Source organism: Nonomuraea sp. B5E05 (assembly GCF_039880665.1).
Classification (GTDB): domain Bacteria; phylum Actinomycetota; class Actinomycetes; order Streptosporangiales; family Streptosporangiaceae; genus Nonomuraea.
On sequence record NZ_JBDPMJ010000001.1, the window covers coordinates 533,829 to 548,471 of the forward strand.

Annotated in this window: 13 protein-coding genes; 9 read left to right on the forward strand and 4 right to left on the reverse strand. The window is 69.9% G+C overall.

Annotated elements, in window-relative coordinates; genetic code table 11:
* The first annotated feature begins 28 nt into the window (after positions 1-28).
* Genes ABGB01_RS02480 through ABGB01_RS02490 form a run of 3 tightly spaced genes read left to right on the forward strand, consistent with a single transcriptional unit; the run spans position 29 to position 3,508 of the window.
* Positions 29-835: a PaaX family transcriptional regulator C-terminal domain-containing protein gene (locus ABGB01_RS02480; RefSeq protein ID WP_347769780.1), complete on the forward strand. Its 807-nt coding sequence runs from the start codon at positions 29-31 to the stop codon at positions 833-835.
* Between the two features lie 51 nt (positions 836-886).
* The gene (locus ABGB01_RS02485; protein ID WP_347769782.1) at positions 887-2,389 is read left to right on the forward strand and encodes a long-chain fatty acid--CoA ligase; all 1,503 of its coding nucleotides are present in this window, start codon (positions 887-889) and stop codon (positions 2,387-2,389) included.
* Positions 2,390-2,395: 6 nt separating this feature from the next.
* On the forward strand, positions 2,396-3,508 hold the full coding sequence (locus tag ABGB01_RS02490; RefSeq protein ID WP_347769784.1) for a 5-methyltetrahydropteroyltriglutamate--homocysteine S-methyltransferase: 1,113 nt from the start codon (positions 2,396-2,398) through the stop codon (positions 3,506-3,508).
* A gap of 76 nt (positions 3,509-3,584) precedes the next feature.
* On the opposite strand, the gene ABGB01_RS02495 is transcribed toward ABGB01_RS02490, so the two are convergent.
* The gene (locus tag ABGB01_RS02495) at positions 3,585-4,235 is read right to left on the reverse strand and encodes a hypothetical protein (RefSeq protein WP_347769786.1); all 651 of its coding nucleotides are present in this window, start codon (positions 4,233-4,235) and stop codon (positions 3,585-3,587) included.
* A gap of 316 nt (positions 4,236-4,551) precedes the next feature.
* Here ABGB01_RS02495 and ABGB01_RS02500 point away from each other — a divergent pair, with 316 nt between their 5' ends.
* Both ABGB01_RS02500 and ABGB01_RS02505 read left to right on the forward strand, forming a co-directional pair.
* Positions 4,552-6,309: a hypothetical protein gene (locus ABGB01_RS02500; protein ID WP_347769788.1), complete on the forward strand. Its 1,758-nt coding sequence runs from the start codon at positions 4,552-4,554 to the stop codon at positions 6,307-6,309.
* A 16-nt stretch (positions 6,310-6,325) separates the two neighbouring features.
* A complete protein-coding gene (locus tag ABGB01_RS02505; protein WP_347769790.1) occupies positions 6,326-6,670 on the forward strand; it encodes a hypothetical protein in 345 nt (114 codons plus the stop codon).
* Positions 6,671-6,742: 72 nt separating this feature from the next.
* Here ABGB01_RS02505 and ABGB01_RS02510 read toward each other — a convergent pair whose 3' ends face one another.
* The 3 genes from ABGB01_RS02510 to ABGB01_RS02520 all read right to left on the reverse strand — a co-directional run bounded on the left by ABGB01_RS02510 (position 6,743) and on the right by ABGB01_RS02520 (position 10,403).
* On the reverse strand, positions 6,743-7,381 hold the full coding sequence (locus ABGB01_RS02510; RefSeq protein ID WP_347769792.1) for a GPP34 family phosphoprotein: 639 nt from the start codon (positions 7,379-7,381) through the stop codon (positions 6,743-6,745).
* Positions 7,378-8,784 carry an APC family permease gene (locus tag ABGB01_RS02515; protein WP_347769794.1) on the reverse strand — a complete coding sequence of 469 codons (1,407 nt, stop codon included), beginning with the start codon at positions 8,782-8,784 and terminating at the stop codon, positions 7,378-7,380. Before ABGB01_RS02515 ends, ABGB01_RS02510 begins: the two co-directional genes overlap by 4 nt.
* A gap of 119 nt (positions 8,785-8,903) precedes the next feature.
* Complete coding sequence (locus ABGB01_RS02520; protein WP_347769796.1) at positions 8,904-10,403, reverse strand: multicopper oxidase family protein; 1,500 nt, start codon at positions 10,401-10,403, stop codon at positions 8,904-8,906.
* Positions 10,404-10,664: 261 nt separating this feature from the next.
* Between ABGB01_RS02520 and ABGB01_RS02525 the strand changes: the two genes are divergently transcribed.
* The 4 genes from ABGB01_RS02525 to ABGB01_RS02540 are packed head-to-tail and all read left to right on the forward strand — an operon-like array spanning position 10,665 to position 14,638.
* Positions 10,665-11,666: a LacI family DNA-binding transcriptional regulator gene (locus ABGB01_RS02525; RefSeq protein WP_347769798.1), complete on the forward strand. Its 1,002-nt coding sequence runs from the start codon at positions 10,665-10,667 to the stop codon at positions 11,664-11,666.
* Between the two features lie 13 nt (positions 11,667-11,679).
* A complete protein-coding gene (locus ABGB01_RS02530; protein ID WP_347769800.1) occupies positions 11,680-12,954 on the forward strand; it encodes a sugar ABC transporter substrate-binding protein in 1,275 nt (424 codons plus the stop codon).
* Positions 12,951-13,832, forward strand: a complete 882-nt coding sequence (locus tag ABGB01_RS02535) for a sugar ABC transporter permease (protein WP_347769802.1) — start codon at positions 12,951-12,953, stop codon at positions 13,830-13,832. Before ABGB01_RS02530 ends, ABGB01_RS02535 begins: the two co-directional genes overlap by 4 nt.
* Positions 13,832-14,638 carry a carbohydrate ABC transporter permease gene (locus tag ABGB01_RS02540; protein ID WP_347769804.1) on the forward strand — a complete coding sequence of 269 codons (807 nt, stop codon included), beginning with the start codon at positions 13,832-13,834 and terminating at the stop codon, positions 14,636-14,638. Before ABGB01_RS02535 ends, ABGB01_RS02540 begins: the two co-directional genes overlap by 1 nt.
* Positions 14,639-14,643: the final 5 nt, after the last annotated feature.

Below are 14,643 nucleotides of genomic sequence, written 5' to 3' on the forward strand. Positions count from 1 at the left end.
GATTGCCGAATATCTGGGGAGGGCTGCCATGCGGCCTCAATCGGTGATTCTCACCTTTCTTGGAGATCACGTATACGGCCGCGGGGTCTGCGTCGCGTCGAGAAGTTTCATCGAGGCGTTCGCCAGGGTGGGGATCTCGGAGGAGGCCACGCGCTCGACGCTGACCCGCATGGTCCGCCGTGGCCTGCTGCGCCGGCGCCGCTCGGGCCGCCGCATGTACTTCGGCCTCACCCCGACCAGCGCCGAGGTGCTCAAGGACGGCGAGCGGCGCATCTGGCACAGCGGCGTGGTCAACGACGCGGGCGACGACCGCTGGACGCTGATCGGCTTCTCGCTGCCCGAGTCGTGGCAGCGGCAGCGGCACGAGTTGCGCTCGCGGCTGATCTGGGCCGGGTTCGGGCCGCTGCAGAACGGGCTCTGGATCGCTCCCGGCGAGGTGGACCCCGCTCAGGTGGTCGAGGATCTCGGCGCGAACGTGAAGGTCTTCTCCGCCGAGCCGAGGTGCCCGACCGACATGCACACGCTGGTGCGCGACGCGTACGACCTGGAGGGCCTGGGCGATCGTTACCGGGAGTTCCTGAGCCGCTGGGACCGGGCCGATCCCGCGCCGGAGGCGCCCGACGACCTGGCCCGCTCCCTGATGTTGCTCACCGGCTGGCTGCAGATCATCAGGGCCGATCCGCGGCTCCCGCTGCGCTACCTGCCGCACGACTGGCCCGCGGAGAAGGCGCAGCGGGTCTGCCACGCGCTGCACGAGCGGTTCAGGGCGGAGGCGGTGGCGGTCGCGGATGGGCTCCTCGACACCGTCCCCGACGAAAGTTGGGCAGAACGATGACAGCGATCGTGAAGTGGCCTAACTTGAGGACTTGAGCGTCAAGGAGTGCCGATGCGGAATCAGGGGACGGGATCGTGGCCGGCACGCAGGGCGCGCATGACGCCCGAGCGGGTGGCGCTGAGCCATCTTGGGCGCGACCACACCTACCGTGACCTGCGCGATCGTTCGTACCGGCTGGCTTCGGCGCTGGCCGGTCTCGACGTGGGGCGCGGCGACCGGGTGGCCTTCCTGGGGGCCAACCAGCCCTCGATGGTGGAGACGTTCTTCGCCGCCGGGCTGCTGGGCGCGGTGTTCGTCCCGCTCAACACCCGGCTGGCCACGCCCGAGCTGCGCTACATCCTGGAGGACGCCGGCGCCGAGATCGTCGTGCTGGGCGAGGGGCAGGACCGCGAGGATCTCCCCGGCGGGCTCCTCCGGCCGGATGCGTATGAGGACTTCCTGCAGAGCGGGTCGTCCGAACCCATCGACGAGCCCGTTGGCCAGGACGACGTGTGCCTGATCATGTACACGTCCGGCACGACCGGCCGCCCCAAGGGAGCCATGCTCACCCACGGCAACCTGACGTGGAACACCGTCAACCTGCTGGTCGACGTGCCGCTCGCGCATGACGAGGTGACGCTGGTCAGCGCCCCCATGTTCCACATCGCGGCGCTGGCCCAGACGCTGATCCCGACCGTGCTCAAGGGCGGCAGGGCGATCCTGGAGCCGTCGTTCGACGTGGAGCGCACGTTCGACCTGATCGAGTCGGAGCGGGTCACGGTGATGTTCGGGGTGCCGTCGATGTTCGGCTTCCTCGCGCGGTCGCCGCGCTGGGCGGGCGCCGACCTGTCGAGCCTGCGCCACCTGCTGTGCGGCGGCGCGCCGGTGCCCGAGCCGCTGATCAGGACCTACCAGGAGCGGGGGCTGACGTTCCTGCAGGGGTACGGCATGACCGAGACCGCGCCTGGCGCCCTCTTCCTGGGGGCCGAGCACTCGATCGCCAAGGCGGGCACGGCCGGGGTGCCGTGCTTCTTCTCGGATGTCCGCCTGGTCGCGTCCGACGGCTCCGCGGCGGGTCCCGGCGAGCCGGGCGAGGTGTACGTCCAGGGCCCGAACGTGATGCCCGGCTACTGGGGGCGGCCCGAGGAGAGCGCGAAGGTGCTCTCGCCCGACGGCTGGTTCCGCTCCGGAGACGTCGGCGTCGCCGACGCGGACGGCTACGTACGCATCTCCGACCGGCTCAAGGACGTCATCATCTCCGGAGGCGAGAACGTCTACCCCGCCGAGGTGGAGAGCGTCCTCTACGGCCACGAGGCGGTCGCCGAGTGCGCGGTGATCGGCGTGCCCGACGACAGGTGGGGCGAGGTCGGCAAGGCCCTGGTCGTGACGCGGCCCGGCGCGAAGGCCGAGCCCGCCGAGTTGCTGGCGCACCTGGACGGCCGGCTGGCGCGCTACAAGATCCCGAAATATCTGGAAATCGTCCCCGAACTGCCCAAGAACGCGGCGGGCAAGCTGCTCAAAGCCCCGCTCCGCACGCTCTACGGAGGCCCCGACGGCCTCGATCCGAGGAGATGATCAGCAGTGCGCACCACACCCCCTTTCCGCGCTGACCACGTCGGCAGCCTCCTGCGCCCGCCCGCGCTGCTCCGCGCCCGCGAGAGCCTCACCGGCGACGCGCTGCGCGAGGCCGAGGACGAGGCCATCAGAGAGGTGGTACGCCGCCAGGAGGAGACCGGGCTGCAGAGCGCGACCGACGGTGAGTTCAGACGGGCCTCCTGGCACATGGACTTCATCTACCAGCTCGGCGGCATCGGCCAGGCCTCCGACGAGCACATCACGGTCCGCTTCCACAACGAGCAGGGCGACATCGAGTTCACCCCGGCGGCGCTGCGCGTCCACGACCGGATCAAGCTGAACGAGCCCGTCTTCGCCGACGACTTCACCTACCTGCGCGACACGCTCGCCGTCCGCGGCGCCGGCGTCGTGCCCAAGCTGACCATCCCCTCGCCCAGCATGGTCCACTACCGGGGCGGGCCCGCGGCCATCGACCCCGCGGTCTACCCCGACGTGGAGGAGTTCTGGAGGGACCTCAGCGCCGCCTACGCCGAGCAGGTGCGCAGGATCGGCGCGCTGGGCTGCACCTACCTGCAGTTCGACGACACCAGCCTGGCCTACCTCAACGACCCGGCCCAGCGGGCCGAGCTGGCCTCGCGCGGCGACGACGCCGACCACATGCACCTGCGCTACATCCGGCAGATCAACGCCGCGCTCGCCGCCAAGCCCGACGGCATGACGATCACGACGCACATGTGCCGCGGCAATTTCCGTTCCTCCTGGGCGGCGGAAGGAGGATACGACTTCGTCGCCGAGGCGCTGTTCAGCGAGCTGAAGGTGGACGGGTTCTTCCTGGAGTACGACGACGAGCGGTCGGGCGGGTTCGAGCCGCTGCGGTTCGTGCCGCCGGGCAAGATGGTGGTGCTCGGGCTCGTCACCACCAAGTCGGGCGAGCTGGAGTCGAAGGACACGCTCAAGCGGCGCATCGACGAGGCCGCGAAGTTCGTCGACCTCGACCAGCTCTGCCTGTCGCCGCAGTGCGGGTTCTCCTCCACCGTCGAGGGCAACCAGCTCACGGCCGACCAGCAGTTCGCCAAGCTCGCCCTGATCGTGGAGACCGCCCAGGAGATCTGGGGCTGAGCGTCAGGATCCCTGGAGGGTCACGACCGTGCCCGTGAGGCGGGCCTGCTCCGCGGTGCTGCAAAATATCGATAAGTCAGATTTGGTCCGGCTTCCAGGCGGTCAAATCGTATTTCGTTGCTATTGAGCGCCACATCTCGGAAAAGCGGACTTTCGCCGCCTGTGCGTCTTCGGATCTGTCGATGCCGCGGCGGAAGTCGCGGTCGCCGGCGGTGGATCCCGTACAATTCCCGCCGCTCTGCCGCCGCGCCCAGGCGAGGAACGCCGCGTCGGCTTCGTACGAGGCGCTGAGCGCGGCGACGAGGGCGTCCTTGAGCTCCGTGCCGCCCGCGAGCGCCGTGACCTCCAGCGCGCGGGCTTCGGTGAGCTGCCCGCGCCGGCGGTCGGTGATGTCCTGGATGGTGTCGCGCCCGCGCCGCTCGCACCTCCGTGCGCGCTCGATCGCGTCGGAGAGGCTGGTACGGGCGGAACTGCTGCTGGACAGCAGATCGTTCACGGCTGCGGCCTGCTGCTCCGCCGACGCGCCCGGCGAGGGGGTGGGCTCGCCCGCCGGCGAGGCGGGTGCGGTCTCGCCGGCGGACGGTGGGAGCGCGTCGCCCGCGGGCGCGGACGCCGTGGCCTCTCCCGCGCCGGCGGTCTCGGCGGGCGCCGGGGCGCGGCCGGCGACGGCCCACCAGGTCACGGCGATCACCAGACCGGCGGCGGCCAGGCCGGTGAGCAGGGGCATCCGACGCCAGAGGGGTGCGCGCCGCCGGGGACGGCAAGGCCCTGGGCGGTGCGTGCCGGGTGAGGGCGTGCCGGGGGAGGAGAGCCGGGCCCGGCAGCGCGGGCACTGGAGCAGGCCGCCGACGTCGGACCCGCATCGTCCGCACAGACGGCTGGAGCCGGGGTCGTGGGTCAACGCGTCCTCCCGCATATTTCATCAATTCTGGCGAAATGCTGCATTTGTCCTACGCCTTTTTACGTGCGCTTTGCTGACGCCGAGACTATTTGAATAAGCTCCCCTAGGGTCGGTTCCGAACGTAAAAGGAAGGGCGGAACACATGGCCGTCGACAGCTCGTCCGCGAAATTCCGGCGCACCGCGGATTCATCATCGGGCCCGCCGCCCGTCAGCAACGCCACGCGCTACCTCTGCGCCGCCGCCTACCTCGACCACGGCTTCCGTGACCGGGTGCTCGAGGAGCTGTTGTTCGACCCCTATCGTGCGATCCCGCCCTCCTACGGCGGATTCGACCTCATGCCGGTGCTGCACCACTGCCGGCGCGCCCGCGCGATCCTCACCGTCCGCGACGCGCTGATCACCCTGCTCTTCGCCGCCGGCCTGCTGCTCACCCCGTTCACCACGATCATGTGGATGCTCGTCCTCGTGCCCTTCGTCCTGCTCACGGTCGACAGCGTCCGCCGAGCGCCGCTGCGGGTGCGCGTGACGATCCTGCTCGCGGGGGCGTTCCTCGTCCTGTGGCCCTTCATGTACGGGCTGGCCCCGATGCTGGACGACCTGACCGGTTCGGGATCGTCCTACTCCAGCGCGTACGAGCCGGAGTCCTCTCCCGGCGACGGCGGCGGGAGCACGCTGGTCGAGATCCTGTCCATCCCGGCCGTCACGCTCACCATCGTCGTGGTCTACCGCGTGGCGATCTACCTCACGCTCGCCGGCACGCTCAGGCCGGGCACGCCCGAGCCGGTCACCGGGGTCACCCACCCCAGGACGGCCCGCCGCCTCGACTACATCCGCAGGGCCCAGTGGGGCAACGTGACGATGTACGCCAACGAGGACGCCTTCATGGGCGCCGGGTCCATCGAGCGCAGCTGGTCGATCGCCGTCGAGCTCGACCGCGTCCGCCACGACCACGTGAGCAGGCGGCGCAACGACCCCGTCGACATCGACCCGGTGGAGTTGCACGCGTTCGTCCGCGAGCGCCTCAGGGACATGCGCGACCGCGTCCTGCGGCCCAACGAGGGCATCCAGCGCCTCGACATCGGCGACCACGTGGTGACCAGGGGCATCTTCACGGTCAGCGACTGGCACGGTGATCGCACCAGGACGGCGCATCCGATGATCGGCCAGCACGGCCTGCCGAAATGCGAGGTCACGCCCGAGGAGATCGAGGCCATCATCCGCCACCCCCAGGGCGGCGTGCGCTACTACCAGCGGCTCACCATCAACAACGACGGCCAGGAGATCCGCGACCCCGGCGGCAACCTCGTCGCCCCCGCGGAAGACCAGGAGGCGCTGACGTCCGCCTTCATCTACCTCGCGGTCGAGGGGCGGATGCTCTACACCCAGTTCGTCGTCACCGTGCTGCCGCCGGCCCTCGGCGCCTACCACGTGGTCGATCAGCTGCCGACGATGACCGGCGTGCGGATCGCGTGGGAGGCGGTCAAGATGTTCAAGCTCCGGTTGCTGCGCGACGTGCTGGCCGCCCCAGCGCGGGTCGCCCGCACCGCGGTGCAGGCCGTGCGCCAGAGCCTGATGACGCCCGACCCGCACAAGCACATCGTCTACCCCTACGGCGCCCGCTTCAGCGTCCGCGAGCTCGGGGCGAGCGAAGAGCTGCAGACCCACATCCAGGTGCTCGACGTCGCGAAATACACCCGGATGATCGAGCAGCGGCTCACCGAGGCAGTCCTCGACTTCCTGGAGGACCACGAGGTCGACACGGGGGCCTACCGGTTGCAGGCGGCCAGCGTGACCATGAACACCGTGTCCGTGGGCGCGGGCGGCTCGGTCAGCGGCCCCATCGCCTTCGGCCGGCACGCGTCGGCGACCGTCCACACCAGCGCCCGGCCGGGCGCGTGACGAGCGAGGAGACTCCATGGGCGACGAATACGGCGTGCACGTCAGCGGCGACGGCCGGATCAGCGGCCCGATCGCGATGGGCGCCCACGCCCGCGCGGTCGTCGTCAACGCCGGCGATCCGGCGGGCGGCGAGGCGGGGGCGCTCCTGGAACGACTGGAGCGCCTGCTCGCGGCGCACGAGGCCGACCTCGCCGAGCCGGCGCGGGCGCGCAGAGACGCGGGTGACATCCGGCAGGAGCTGGCGGAGACCGAGCCCGACCGGTCGCGCATCCTCGACGCGCTCAGCCGGCTCTCCGCCCGCGCCGCCGAGGTGGCCCCCATCGTCGAGGTCGTCTCACAACTCCGCGCCCTCTTCCCCTGACGCCCTCCCCGCCCTGCGGCCGCTTCCTGCGGGCCCGTCGGTGGTCCGGCCGCTTCCTGCGGGGGCGGTCGGTCAGCGGTAGACGGCGACGGCGGCCTCGCCGACGAGCGCGTCGACCACCGTGACCACCTCGCCGACCACAGGGGAGCTCTCGCGGGCGATCTCGCGCAGGCGGCCGACCAGCCGGGAGCTCGGCTGGTCCAGATAGAGCTCCTGTTCCACCCGCAGCACGGCCACGAGCCCGCACAGCGCGGCGCACCGCGCGTCCGGCTGTTTCCAGCCCTCGACCGCCGAGCGCGCCCCGGCGGAGGCCCGCACGATCGAGGCGATGTCGGCGGGCTCGTACCGCGTGTACGGCAGCACGCCCAGACGGCGCCCGCTCACCTGGACGAGCACGCCCGAGGCGAGCAGCGCCTCCCGGGTGCGGTCGTGGATGCCGTGCGCCGTCTTCTTGAGCAGATACCTGAGCTCCCTGCCGGCGTGGTGGCGCAGGAGGAGGGAGACCAGGTCGTCGGCGATCGCGTCGCCGGTGGGAGCACGCCGGGTGGCGGCGGCCTGGCTCTTGGCGACGGCGACGCGTCCGCCGAGTGCGAGGTCGAGCAGCACGGCGCCGGCCAGCCCGAGCGACATCGACGACGGATGGATCAGGGGCCTGCCCGACTGGTCGTGGGCGATGAGGTAGAGGTCCTGGTGGAGGGGCAGCGCGTTCATGGAGCGGAGGTCCTCGTCGGCATCCGGCCAGCCTCGGAGGGCATGCCGTCGAGGGCCGGCCGGCGGCCCAGGGCATAGAGGACGGCCAGCGCCACGACGCCGGCGCCCAGCCAGGCGAGGCCCACCACCTGGGCGAGGACGTTGGCGTTGATCACCACGAAGACCAGGATGCCCATGCCGATCAGCGGCGCGACGAGGTGCGACCACAGTTTGTCGGAGCCGCGCCGCAGCGCGTAGTGCACGATCACCGACACGTGCAGGACGATGAAGGCGGCCATGGCGCCCATGTTGATCAGGCTGGTGAGGAGGTCGACGCCGTCGGAGCGGTTGGACATCCACAGGCCGATGCCCACGGACAGCAGGGAGACGAAGACGATGGCGTTGGCCGGGACCGAGTGCCTGACCGACACCTTGGCGAGGAACGACGGGAGCTGCCGGTCGCGCGCCATCGCGTAGAGCAGGCGCGACACCGCGACCTGGGCGACCATGGTGTTGGCCACGCCCCAGGAGAGCGCGGTGGCCGTCAGGGTGACGTCCTTGAGCCATTCGCCGCCCGCCACGGCGGCGGCGTCGTAGAACGCGGTGCCGCTGTCCTTGACCAGCAGCTCGCCGGGGTCGGGCACCAGCAGGGAGGCGACCCAGACCTGGGTGACGAAGAGCAGACCGGCGAGCAGCAGCGCCACCCGCATCGCCCTGCCCACCTGGGCCGAGCCGCCGGTGGACTCCTCGACGAGCATGCTGATGCCGTCGAAGCCGATGAACGACAGGACCGCCACGGAGACCGCGGCGAACATCACCGGCCAGGAGAAGGTCTCCAGGTTGAACAGCGGTGAGAGGCTGAACCCGTGGCCCTTGCCCTGCAGCAGCGCCCAGAGGCCCACGACGAGGAACAACCCCAGGACGAGCAGTTCGAAACCGATCATCAGGCGGGTGAGCCGGACCGTCATGCGGATGCCGCGCAGGTTGATCCCGGTGTTGACGGCCACGAAGACGATCAGCCAGGCCCAGACGGGGACGTCCGGCACGAGGTCGTGCATGGCGAGCGAGGCCACCAGATAGAGCAGGCAGGGCACGAGGATGTAGTCGAGCAGGACCATCCACCCGGTCATGAAGCCGACCGGCGGGGCGATGCCGCGCCCGGCGTAGTTGTAGACGGAGCCCGACAGGGGGAACGCCTTGACCATCTGCGCGTACGAGGCGGCGGTGAAGAGGAGCGCGATCATCCCGACGAGGTACGCCAATACCAGCATGCCGCCGGAGCGGGAATAGACCAGGCCGAAGATCGCGAAAGGTGCGATCGGCACCATGAAGGCCAGGCCGTAGGACACGAGGTCGGTCAACCCGACCCCGCGGCGTAACTCCTGCCGGTAACCGAACTGCTCGATGTTCTCTGAAGCGCGCACGACAAGCCTCTCCGTGTCGTCATGCAGGGTGGGGATCCAGTCCGGCGATCCTCGCGTAGCCCGGTGCCGGGTCGCAAGAGTGATCAAAGTGATGTGCCACATGGCAGTGCCGGCGCGCGTCAGTGGCCGCCGTGGCGGCTCTTCTCACCAGATGAGTGGCTCTCCTTGCCGGAGGTGTGTCCGCCGTGGATCATGCCGGGGCGCAGCGGCGGGGCCTGGCCGTAGCCGATGGCGCCCATCATGCCCTGCTCCTGGTGGTACAGGTTGTGGCAGTGGAACATCCACTCGCCGGGGTTGTCGGCGTGCACGTCGATGTGCAGGCGCTCGCGTGGCTTGATGTTCACGGTGTCCTTGCGCGGCCCGGACCGCCCGCGGGCGCGCAACTGGAAGGTGTGGCCGTGCAGGTGCATCGGGTGCCACATGGGCGACTGGTTGTCCAGGACGACCCTGAGCGTCTCGCCCGGTTCGACGCGCAGCCGCAGCGGGTCGCTCGCGAGCCGGCCGTTGAGCGTCCACTCGTTGCCCGACTCGCGCATGCCGAGTGTCACGGCGACGGCTCTGGTCGGGAGGGGGAGGTGGTCGGTGGGCCGGGCGTCCATGTCCTGATATTTCAGCATCCGTCGTTTGAGCTCCGGCACCTTGACCCGCGGCGGCGGCGTGTCGGCCTTGCGCGAGGTCCGCACCACCGCGTACGCCCGCCCGCCCTTACCCTCCGCCTGCGCCACCAGCGGGAACGCGCCCGATTTGAGGGTGACGACGAAGTCGTACCGCTCGCCCATGCCGATGACGAACGTGTCCACGGTGACGGGCGAGCACGGGAATCCGTCGGCGTGGGTGATGGTCATGCGGTGCTCGCCGAGCGCGACCCGGAAGGCGGTGTCGGCAGCGGCGTTGACGACCCGGAACCTGACGCGCCGCTTGGGAGAGCTGGTGAGCGTCTCGGGGGCGGCCGGCGGGCGGCCGTTGATCAGGTAGAGCGGGTGTCGCAGCTCCGCGGCCACGCCGCCCAGCGCCTCACTGCGCAGCGTGTCGTCGTGCTCGGTGGAGGAGTTCAGACGGCGCAGGGCGTCGTCGGGGGTGCCGTTGATGCCGTCGAGCCAGTCGTCGAGCACGATCGTGAACTCCTCGTCGTACCGGAGCGGCTCGTGCGGGTCGGCCACGACCAGCGGGCCGTACAGCCCGCGGTCGAGCTGGGTGCCGACGTGCGAGTGGTAGAAGTACGTGCCGGGGTCGGGCACCCGGAAGACGTAGTCGAAGGTGCCGCCGGGCCGGGTGGGATCCTGGGAGAAGCCGGGTGCGCCGTCCATGGGGAAGTCGATCCTGATGCCGTGCCAGTGCACGGTGGTGGGCGCGGGCAGGTCGTTGACCAGCCGGACGGCGACCGTCTCGCCGGCCGTGGCCCTGACGAGCGGGCCGGGGAGCAGGCCGTTGTAGGTCCAGGTGGAGACGGTGCGCTTGCCCAGCCTCACCTTGGCGGGCGTGGCCCGCAGCACCGTCCCGCGAGGCCGCGCCACGACACCGGCCGCCGGCGCCTCCAGGGCCGCGCCGAGTCCCAGAGCCGCGAACGTGCCGGTAACGAACGTCCGGCGTGATACCCGCCCGATTGCCAGATTCTCCACAGTTCCTCCCCCGTTCACCTGGCAAGGTAACGGAGAGTGACTGAAAACGCCTTGCGCCACGCTGGGGGATCGGGCAAGGGCCTGGAACTCCGGGCGCGCTCACCTATTGATCGGGCGGGGTGGCGCAAAATATGGTGTTAATCGATTCACACGCCTGAGGATGCTTGGGCGTGAAGCCTCCTACATGTCCACCCTGGTCGCGATGTTTCCCCAGAAAGTTTCCCTGTATCCCAGTCGGAAATGCTACGTTATTCGACTAACATGAGACCTACCGCACGACAAGTGGCCGAGCTGGCGAACGTGTCCGTGGCGACCGTCTCCTACGTGCTCAGCGGCCGGGACCGCCCCGTGGCCGCCGAGACGAGGAAGCGGGTGCTCGAGGCCGCCAGGCAACTCGGCTACACCCCCAACCAGGCCGCCAGGAGCCTGCGCAAGCGCCGCACGCAGCGGGTCTGCCTGGTGCTCAGCTCGCTTGGCGGCGTTCCCAGCGACGAGCGGCTGGCCACCGACCTGCACGAGATGGCCGACGCCCGCGGCTATTCCGTGGTCACGCTCACGGTCTACTCAGAGGCGCGCGCGGCCGCGGCCATCGACGTGCTTCGCGGCGGCATCGCCGACGGCGCGCTGGTCAACGTCGTCGGTGACCACTTCACCCACGACCTGCTCACCGGGCTCGCCGCCACCGGCCTGCCGATGGTGGTGCTGAGCAACGAGAGCGGGCTCGAGGGCTGCGACGTCGTCCACACCCCCGAGACCGAGGCGTGCGCGCAGGCGGTCGCGCACCTGCTGGCGGAGGGCAGGCGCCGCATCGCGTTCATGGCGCACCGCTTCGAGCTCTACCGCGACAAACCCGCCGGACGGCTGCTCGGCTACACCACCGCCCTCGAACGACACGGTGTCGACCAGCGGATCGTCACCTCCGGCGCGGACGACCGCGTCTCGGCCTACCAGACGGCCGTCGAGCTCCTGAGCTCCCCCGACCGTCCCGACGCGATCTTCGCCGCCTCCGACCGGGCCGCGATCAGCGTGATCTGGGCCGCCAGGGACGCCGGGCTGCGCGTGCCCGACGACGTGGCCGTCGTCGGCGTCGGCAACATCGACGAGGGCCTCATCAGCAATCCGCAGCTCAGCACCGTCGGCCCGCTCCACCACGACTACACCGACGTCGTACGCCTGCTCTTCGACCGCCTCCAGGCCGAGGAGCCGCCGCCCGCCCGCGAGATCGTCCGCTCCTGGACCTTCCTGCGGCGGGGCTCCTCCTAGAAGGGAATCCGAGATGTCTTCCCACGCCCCCCACATGACCCGCCGCGACCTGCTCCGCCTGGCCGGCGCCGCCGCCGCGGTGCCGGTGTTGTCGTCCTGCGCGGGAGCGCCGCCCGCGCAGACCGCCGCCCCCGGCACCTTCACCGTCTACTGGAACGCCGGCCACGACTACCAGGCCTACCGCAAGGTGATCGCCGAGTTCGAGCAGGCCAACAAGGTCAAGGTCAACCTGCAGAAATACCAGTGGCCCGACCTGCGGACGAGGCTGCTGGCCGACTTCGCCTCCGGCACGGTGCCCGACGTGGTCGAGGAGCCCGGTGGGTGGGTGCAGGAGTTCGCCATCTCCGGCAACGCCCGCTCGCTGCAGGACTACGTCGACCGCGACGGCGAGGCGATGGGTTTCCCCTCCGACTGGCAGCCGGTCACCGTCGAGCGCAACTCCTACCAGGGCAAGGTGTACGGCGTGCAGCTCCACCTGACCTGCAACACGCTGCTCTACAACAAGGGCATGCTCAGCGAGGCCGGGCTGGAGGCGCCGACCACGTGGGAGGAGTTCCTCGCCGCGGCGAAGAAGCTGACCACGGACGGCGTGCACGGCGTCGCGCTCAACCAGGACCACGCCTACATCTGGCCGTGGATGATGCAGGCCGGCGTCACCCCCTTCGACCCGGAGACCGGCAAGGTCATGACGCCGATCGAGGACGCGATCGCCGCCCTGCAGTTCCAGGCCGACCTGATCCACAAGCACAAGGTGGCCCCGGTGCCGGTGTCCAGCACCGACTACTCCGGCCCGCAGAAGTTGTTCTCCGCCAAGCGCGCCGCGATGATTCTCACCGGCCCCTGGGACCTCGAACCGATCAAGAAGACCAGCGCCGACATCGACCTCGGCGTCGCGCCGCCGCTGAAGAACAAGGAGCAGGTCACCCAGGCGGCCGGCACCAGCATGCTGGTGCCGGCCAAGGCCACCAGGCCCGACCTGTCGTGGGACTTCATCAAGCGCATCACCGCGGTCGAGGTCGAGCAGGCCGCCACGAAGGAGACCGGCATGCTGATGCCGCGCGTCTCCTGGGCCAAGCTGCCCGAGGTGCAGCAGGACGAGGCCATCAAGGTGTTCGCCGAGGCACTGCCGATCGCCAAGGACTCGACCCAGGAGGTGCGGCTGACCGGCCAGCTCGGCAAGTGGGACGAGCAGCTCAAGGTCGTCTACCAGCAGGTCATCATCCAGAACAAGCCGGCCGCCGACGCCCTGCGGGCGTTCGCCGAGGCCGCGGAGGGCTTCCTGCGATGACGATGTTGCGGCCACGCACCCTCTCCGGCCGCTACGCCAGGACCGCCTACCTGTTCCTGATCCCGGCGATCCTGTTCTTCGCGGCCTTCTTCTACCTGCCGATCGGCAACGTGATGGCCACCAGCCTGCGCACGGGGCCGCAGGCCGACCAGTGGGCCGGGCTGGGCAACTACACGCAGGCCCTGGCCGACCCTGCGGTGCGGCACTCGTTCCTCGTCACGGTGATCTTCTCGGTGATCGTGGTGGTCGGCTCGATCGTGCTCGGGCTCGGGCTGGCGCTGGCGCTCGACCAGCCGCTCAAGGGCCGGGTGGTGTTCCGGGTGCTGCTGCTGGTGCCGTACCTGACCTCGGTGGCGATCGTCGGGCTGTTGTGGCGCAACATCCTCGACCCCGAGCTCGGGGTGCTCAACCGGGTGCTGGGCGCGGCCGGGCTGCCCGAGCAGACGTGGCTCAACACCTCCCCGCTGCTCACGATCGCCGCCGTCACGCTCTGGCAGAGCGTCGGCTACACGATGGTGTTGTTCCTGGCCGGGCTGCAGGGCATTCCGGAGACCTACCACGAGGCCGCGAAGATCGACGGGGCGGACGCGTGGCGCCGCTTCTGGCGGATCACGCTGCCGCTGCTCGCGCCGACGACGTTGTTCGTCTCGGTGATGGCGGTCATCTCGGGGCTGCAGGCGTTCGGGCAGGCGTACATCATCACCAACGGAGGTCCTGGCGACGCCACCGACCTGTCCGTCTTCCACATCTTCAACGTCGCCTTCCGCGCCAGGGACTTCGGCTACTCCTCGGCGCAGTCGGTGCTGCTGCTCGTCGTCATCGTGGCGTTCACGCTGGTGCAACTGCGGGCCGGGCGGCGCGGGGAGGTCACGTACTGATGCGCAAGCCGCTGCTCTACGTCCTGCTCGGGCTGGCCTCGCTCGCGACCGTTGTCCCGCTGCTCTACATGGTGTCGCTGTCGCTGCAGACCGAGGCGGAGACGCTCTCGGCGAACGCGGTCATCGTGCCGGACTCGCCCCAGTGGGGCAACTACGCGGAGCTGTTCACCCGCGCGCCGTTCGGCAACTTCATCATCAACAGTCTCGTCGTGGCGGGCGCGATCACGCTCGCGCACCTGCTGTTCGACCCGCTCGTCGGGTACGTCTTCGCGAAGTTCCGCTTCCCGCTGCGCAACACGCTGTTCGTGGCGCTGCTGGCCACGCTCATGGTGCCGTTCTTCGTGCGGATGATCCCGTTGTACGTGCTGATGGCCACCATGGGGTGGCTCGACACGTACCAGGGGTTGATCACGCCGTTCCTCATGGACGCGTTCGGGATCTTCCTCATGCGGCAGTTCATCCAGCCCATCCCCGACGACCTGATCAGCGCGGCGCGCATCGACGGCGCCTCCGAGCTGCGGATCTACCGGAGCGTCATCCTGCCGCAGACGCGGCCCGCGCTGGCCGTGCTCGGGCTGTTCACGTTCGTCTTCCAGTGGAACGAGTTCCTCTGGCCGCTGGTGGCCACCACGACGCCCGAGATGCGTACCATCCCGGTCGGGCTCACCCTGTTCAACCAGGAGTACTTCACGTTGTGGCATCTCACGGCTGCGGGCTCGGTGATCCTCTTCGTGCCCACCGCCGTCCTGTTCATCTTCACGCAGCGATACTTCGTGCGTGGCATCGCGCTGACCGGCATCAAATAGTCAGT